The 6,258-nt window shown below is 44.4% G+C and carries 7 protein-coding genes; 1 reads left to right on the top strand and 6 read right to left on the bottom strand.

The annotated features are described in order from the left end of the window. Both H0Z19_RS11435 and H0Z19_RS11430 read right to left on the bottom strand, forming a co-directional pair. The coding region (locus H0Z19_RS11435; protein WP_290726734.1) for a hypothetical protein at positions 1-221 on the bottom strand (221 nt) is incomplete at its 3' end. A 218-nt stretch (positions 222-439) separates the two neighbouring features. Then, on the bottom strand, positions 440-2,116 hold the full coding sequence (locus H0Z19_RS11430; RefSeq protein ID WP_290726733.1) for a class I adenylate-forming enzyme family protein: 1,677 nt from the start codon (positions 2,114-2,116) through the stop codon (positions 440-442). A gap of 161 nt (positions 2,117-2,277) precedes the next feature. Here H0Z19_RS11430 and map point away from each other — a divergent pair, with 161 nt between their 5' ends. After that, positions 2,278-3,153 carry a type II methionyl aminopeptidase gene (map, locus tag H0Z19_RS11425; protein WP_365892779.1) on the top strand — a complete coding sequence of 292 codons (876 nt, stop codon included), beginning with the start codon at positions 2,278-2,280 and terminating at the stop codon, positions 3,151-3,153. Here the strand turns inward: map and H0Z19_RS11420 are convergent. The 4 genes from H0Z19_RS11420 to H0Z19_RS11405 all read right to left on the bottom strand — a co-directional run bounded on the left by H0Z19_RS11420 (position 3,146) and on the right by H0Z19_RS11405 (position 6,204). Beyond that, on the bottom strand, positions 3,146-3,844 hold the full coding sequence (locus H0Z19_RS11420; RefSeq protein WP_290726731.1) for an energy-coupling factor ABC transporter ATP-binding protein: 699 nt from the start codon (positions 3,842-3,844) through the stop codon (positions 3,146-3,148). The two genes, map and H0Z19_RS11420, sit on opposite strands and share 8 nt — an antisense overlap. Before the next feature lie 2 nt (positions 3,845-3,846). Continuing rightward, positions 3,847-4,491, bottom strand: coding sequence for a cobalt ECF transporter T component CbiQ (cbiQ, locus tag H0Z19_RS11415; RefSeq protein ID WP_290726730.1), 645 nt, complete (start codon positions 4,489-4,491; stop codon positions 3,847-3,849). 70 nt (positions 4,492-4,561) lie between these two features. Beyond that, on the bottom strand, positions 4,562-5,449 hold the full coding sequence (locus tag H0Z19_RS11410) for an energy-coupling factor ABC transporter permease (protein ID WP_290726729.1): 888 nt from the start codon (positions 5,447-5,449) through the stop codon (positions 4,562-4,564). A 209-nt stretch (positions 5,450-5,658) separates the two neighbouring features. Beyond that, a complete protein-coding gene (locus tag H0Z19_RS11405; protein WP_290726728.1) occupies positions 5,659-6,204 on the bottom strand; it encodes a hypothetical protein in 546 nt (181 codons plus the stop codon). Between the last annotated feature and the right edge of the window lie 54 nt (positions 6,205-6,258).

Below are 6,258 nucleotides of genomic sequence, written 5' to 3'. Positions count from 1 at the left end.
TCTTCAGTTTTTAAGTATGTTTCTTTTATCTTTGTAAACTCTTTGTCCAATTCTCTGAACAATGATTCATCCGGAATTTCACCCTCTTTAAGAGAATTTCGTATTTGTTCTTTTAGCGCATTAAATTTTCGCTCTATTATTTTAGGACTGGTTGAAGTTTTGATCTCCATACTTTCCATAAGCATTATCAATAAATAAAATTTTTCTTTACCAAATTTCATAAATTGAGACCTTTCGAGGAGATTGTACTGTGCTATGTATTTTTTAAAGAGAATGCTAACAAGTGATTTGATAAACAAAAGTTTAATTTTATGAAAAAAGATAAATATTCTGCAGATTGCAGCCTAAAGAGGTGGCTCAGAACATTGCTCTTATTTTTGCTTACTTATCTTAAGATTCACGAGGACTTATCCAGTTGAGACCTCTCATTACAAGTAAATCACGACCCTTCCCTCATTCTTTCAACAATCTCCTTCCTCAGCCTGCTCTTCAGAACCTTGCCTACTGGATTTCTCGGGATTTCATCGACCACGACTACTGCTTCAGGCCACTTGTAGATGGCCACCCCGTTTTCCTCCATGAACTTCTTTATATCATCAAGCGTTATCGTGGTGCCGGGCTTGGGAACAACAAAGAGTCCAACTCTCTCACCCAACCTCTCGTCAGGGACACCAACAGCAGCAGCGTCCATGACGTTAGGATGCTTCTTAACAATGTCCTCAACCTCTGCAGAACTGACGTTGAATCCGCCCCTGATGATTATGTCCTTCTTTCTGTCGAAGAAGGCGATTGAACTTTCATCCACGATTTCAAACAGGTCTCCGGTGTGGAAGAATCCTTCAGCATCGAAGGACTTTCTCGTTAATTCGGGCTGTCTGTAGTAGCATGGCATCGTGAGCGGACTTCTGTAACAAAGCTCTCCCACACTCCCCGGTTCTTTTAGCTCATTGCCACTTTCATCAACAACTTTTATCTCTATAGCTCTGAAGAAGGGCAGTTCACTGACTTTCTCAGGAACTGGAAAAGCCCTCGCCCTCTTCTCAAGGTCGGGAATCGTTTTATCGTAGGAGAACAACCCTGTCCCCTCGTTCTGCCCCCAGATGTTCATCGGCTCAATACCCCTGTTTTTGAGCTCCGCAAAAGTCCAGGGGGGTGGAGGGGCAGAGCCCTGCGCGAAGTACTTCAGCTTGTCGAATGTAAGCTGAGAGGCCATAGGATGCTTCAGAATCGCCACCACCACCGCAGGCGGGGCGAGGGTGAAGTTAACACCCTCCTCTATTAGCTGCCTGACGTAAAGCATGGGATCGAAGGGATGGTGGAGAACAAAAGTCCCTGAGCACATTATCCACGGAACGAGGCCGACACCGATTCCTGTCATGTTAACAATCGGAGCAGGATTCATTATCACGTCTCCATCGCTGAGCAATCCTCCTCTGTATTTCTCACCGTTGTAAAGAAACTGCAGAAAACCCCAGTTGTTGTGTGTGAGCGGACAGGCTTTCGGTTCAGCCTCAGTTCCGGAAGTCCATTGCACAACCGCAACATCATTGCCACTGAGGTAGGATGATGCCTCATCCAGATCCTCTCTTATACGGTAATTTCTGCAGATTTCGTAAAGCTGAGAGTAAGGTATGACTTTCTCTATGCTTGGAAACGCTTCTTTGATTTTTCCCGCCATCCGGGCGTGATCGTGGCCTTTAAAAGTTTCAGCAGTTATTAAAACCTTTGGCTGGAGAATTCTGCAAACCTGACTTAGTTCATGCTCTCTCCACTGCATTGGAACGGGAGAAATGAAGGCTGAAGCCTTCCATGTTGCGAAGTAGCTTGCAATGAGCTCTACCGTGTTGGGAAGCTGGACAAGAACGCAGCTGTCCTTGAAGACTCCGTTATCAAGCAGGAAGGAAGCTAAACGGTCGCTGAAGTCTTCTAACTCAGCATATGTCAGTCTTTCTGGCTTAAACCCAACCAGCTCTTCTTTGTTCGGCGGATCCACAACAGCAATTCTGTCAGGATTCTTTTTGCAGTTTCTCCTGAACCGCTCTGAAAGCGTTACGTTGTCCCACCATCCCTCCAAAACGTATTTATCCACCAAGTCCTTTCCGTACAAAACAACCATAATCTATAATTAACGATTACTTTAAAAACCTTGCCCAAATCGTCGAAGCCTGCTGACATTGACTTTGATAGGGCACATGATCGTTACATCGCATCTGCCAGATTTCAGTTTAAGAGTTGCAATAACTTCAAATAACATGAATCAAACTAACACCGATGGAAATGGATGAGGATGTGAGGCAGAAGCTAATTGAGGCAGGAAAGATACTGAAGCAGGCTGTCAATGAAGCTGCCGAGAAAATTGCACCCGGTGTTAAGATCCTTGAGGTTGCGGAGTTTGTAGAGGGCAGAATAGTTGAGCTCGGAGCAAAACCCGCTTTTCCGGCAAACATCTCAATCAACAGCGATGCTGCACACTTCACGCCAAAGAGAAACGATGACAGGGTGTTCAAGGAAGGAGATGTCGTCAAGCTGGATGTTGGAGCACACATTGACGGTTACATCGCCGACATGGCAGTTACTGTTGACCTTGGAGACAACACAGAACTGGTGAAAGCCTCCAAAGAAGCACTTGACGCTGCAATAGAGGTTGCGAGAGCTGGCGTAAGCGTTTCTGAAATTGGTAAGGCAATTGAAGATGCAATAACGAACTACGGGCTGAAGCCAATAGTGAACCTTACGGGACACGGTCTCCTTCCCTACCTAACTCATGCACCGCCCAGCATTTACAACTACGCAACTGAAAAAGGAGTTACGCTGGAAGAGGGAATGGTGATAGCCATCGAGCCCTTCGCTACCAATGGTGTTGGTAGAGTGGGAGAGAGGAGCGAGTGCGAAATTTACAGCCTTCTGAATCCAAGGCCTGTCAGGATGAAGATGGCAAGGGAAATTCTGAAGGAAGTTGAGGAGAACTACAAAACCCTGCCCTTCGCGAAGAGGTGGCTTAAAAAGGCTCCGGACATAATCATCTCAAAGCTCGCAAGAGAGGGAATTCTGAGAGCATATCCCGTGCTGACTGAGGTCAGCGGAGGTCTGGTTAGCCAGTGGGAGCATACGCTGATAATTGAGGAAGGGGAAGCTACGGTAACAACTAAATAACCCCGGCCTTCTCTAACAACTCATCATTTTTCAGAATCTCCTTACCGCCTATAGCCTCGATTCTGTGGTCGAGGTTGAGCAGTATGAACTTATCAGCAAGTTTCTCAGCCACATCAAGCTCATGCGTTGCGATTATCAGAGTTCCTTCAAAATCATCCAGAATTTTCAGAATAAGCCTTCTGGTCTTTCCATCAACGTAGGCTGTCGGCTCATCGAGCAGCAGCACCTCAGGCCTGTAAACAAGAACGCTCGCTATCTCCACTTTCTTTTTCTCCCCTCCACTCAGCCTGAAGGGTGGTTTGTCAAGAGCATGCTCAATTCTGAAAATTTCAGCATAGTGCTTAACTGCTTTCTCCATCTCCTCATCGCTCCATTCAAGCTGTCTTGGAACGTATAAAAGCTCGTCCCTGACGGTTGGATTGAACAGAAAATCGTCGGGATTCTGGAAAACTACACCTATTCTTTTTCTTATCTCCTCAACATTCTTTTTGTCAACTTCTCTCCCGAATATCCTCAAATTCCCCTTGGTTGGCTTCAGCAATCCTGCAAGAAGCAGAATAAGTGTTGATTTCCCGCTTCCATTTGCCCCTATAAGCCCTATTCTGTCTCCCTCAACTATCCCAATCGAGATGTCTCTGACTCCAGCACTTCCGTCGGGGTAGTCGTAGCTGACGTTCTCCGCCTCGATCACCTTCAGATTACCACCCACCAGAATACTGTGAAGGCCACGATAGTTGCATAAATAAAATCGAGCATTTTAAGCTTTCCTTGGTAATGGTTTAAACTCTCACCCCTGGCCTCCATTGCCAGTTGGACTTTTTCTGCCTTCTCGAAACTTCTGAGGAAAAACAGCCCCACAGCCTCTCCCCCCTTCCTCCAGACATCCATGTGACTGCCTTTTGAAACCCTCCTGCTCTCTCTCGCCAGCAGAATTGAAAGCAGCTCCCTGAACATCAGAACAGCGTACCTGTAAGCAAGCCAGAGTGCTGAAACAAAGACTTCAGGAACTCTGAAGGAGCGCAGAGCTGAACATATCTCAGCAAAGTTTGTAGTCATCACTAGCATTTGAATGGCAACGAGGGATGTGGCAACTCGCATGGTGAAGGTGACCAGATACATAGGGTTGGAGAAAGAGATTGGAAAAACGACGATGAATGAGAAAAAAGTGAAAAGCCATATCCTCCCCGCTATTCTTTTTAAACTCAGCCCAGAAACTGCAGAAAGCACAATGAGAAAAACGAGTACGAGCAAAACCTTCTCAAGATTGAACGTTGAAACTGCGAGAACGATAAAAATTATAGTTGCGACAAGCTTTATTCTTGCGTCAACCGCATGCAAAGCACTTTTTTTCGAATATTCATGAATTAAAAAATTTTGGAAGTAACTCGAAGCTTCCTTGATCGTCCTTTCAAGCAGTTCGTGCATATCTGGTTAGAATTACTCCAAGGCCTAAAACGATTACTGTTCCAACCGCCCCTGCAATCAGAGTTCCGACATACGGATCAAGACCCGGAAGAGTGTAGTCAGGTAGCAGACCTTCATAAATAGGATTTTCTTCAAGACCAAGTATCGCAGCAGCGTTTTCAAGCGGTTCTGAGTAGCCAACGAGTTCAGCAGCATAAGCGAATAACGGTGAAACTGCAATCATCGCTGTTATCACTCCAAGAGCCAGCTTCCCAGGAGCGACCTTCTGTTCAAACACATCCGGCCTTGCTGCAGCTATGTAACCGACCACACCTGCTGTTATTGTCCCCTCAACTACACCGAGGAGAGCATGCCACGCCCCCATTACTGGCACTGTAACTTTGAGCCCGTAACCGAAAGATGATGAGATGCCGATTTCAATTCCTGCAAAGATTGCTGCGAGCGTTATACCAAGCCAACCAGCAATGAAAGCTGCTGTAGACCTGTTGAATCTCTGCAAAGCCCTATATACATAATAGCCAGCAAAGACGTCTACTATAGCCATGTTCCAGATGTTAGCTCCAAGAGCAGTTATACCTCCGTCCGCGAAAACTAAACACTGTATGGTTAATACCACCGCCATGGCAAGCGCTCCCGCGTAAGGACCGAGCAGAATTCCTGCAAGCGCACCACCGACGAAGTGGGCTGATGTGCCACCGGGAATCGGCCAGTTGAGCATCTGGGCAGCAAAAATTGCTGCGGCAACTATGCCAAACAGGGAAGTCAGTTTTTGCCCCCTGAGCTTGTATGTCGAGTATCCCAACACTGCAATCGACAGGATGTAAAACAAACCTGCTATGCTCAAATCAAGGTAGCCATCCGGAATGTGCAAGTTCTCACCTCGTAATACTTTTTGGCTTCCTCTTCACAAAAGCTAATAAATTTTTTGATTTTTGTGTCTACAAGTTACTAAAAGTTTGTAGTTTATCGAGAAAGTTATGTAGTTATTGTTCTCAACCTAAATGCTCTTTTAGATGGGGGAAAGATTTATCGATTTCCATAAGTCAGCCATAGGTTGAATTTGTTACTACTGTGTAAGTTTTATTTTTCAAACGCAACTTCACGAGCTAGCTCTAAATAATAACTTCCCACATTAATGTTTTCAATGAAGATGGACAATATCACTTCGTCTAATTTATCCTCAACTTTACCTTTAATGCAAAGTTTTAGCAGGTTCTTAATAGCTTTCTCTAGTTGTTTGCCTTTTAAATTCTTGAAGAGCTCATATCCAGATATTTTTCTAATGAAACTCTCGTCTTTGCTTAATATTTCAATGCGACTCAATAATTTGGCAACTTCATCCCTCTCCAAGTTACGGTATTTCTTATATAGCCGATATGATGTATATCCTGTGATATCTCTGATTATGTCGTCAAGGTATTTATAATATTCATTTATCTTGTCTCTATTCTTAAAACCATTATCGGGATCCCAAAAATATTTTATATACATATCATACACTTCATAATCGTGAGAAAATTTTGCAGAAAAATCATTTTCATATCTACTAATGCTATCTAACTTATTATCGTTCGCTAGATAATTACTGAGAACTTTTCGAAGAACTGCTTGAATTATGTCTTTCATAGTTTAGGGTCCTTACCAAATCACATCTCAGCCAACCTCTGCAGTACCCTCTTT

Origin of the sequence: Archaeoglobus sp. (assembly GCF_017656475.1) — an archaeon.
Taxonomy (GTDB): domain Archaea; phylum Halobacteriota; class Archaeoglobi; order Archaeoglobales; family Archaeoglobaceae; genus Archaeoglobus.
This window is presented reverse-complemented; position numbering and strand designations above follow the sequence as displayed.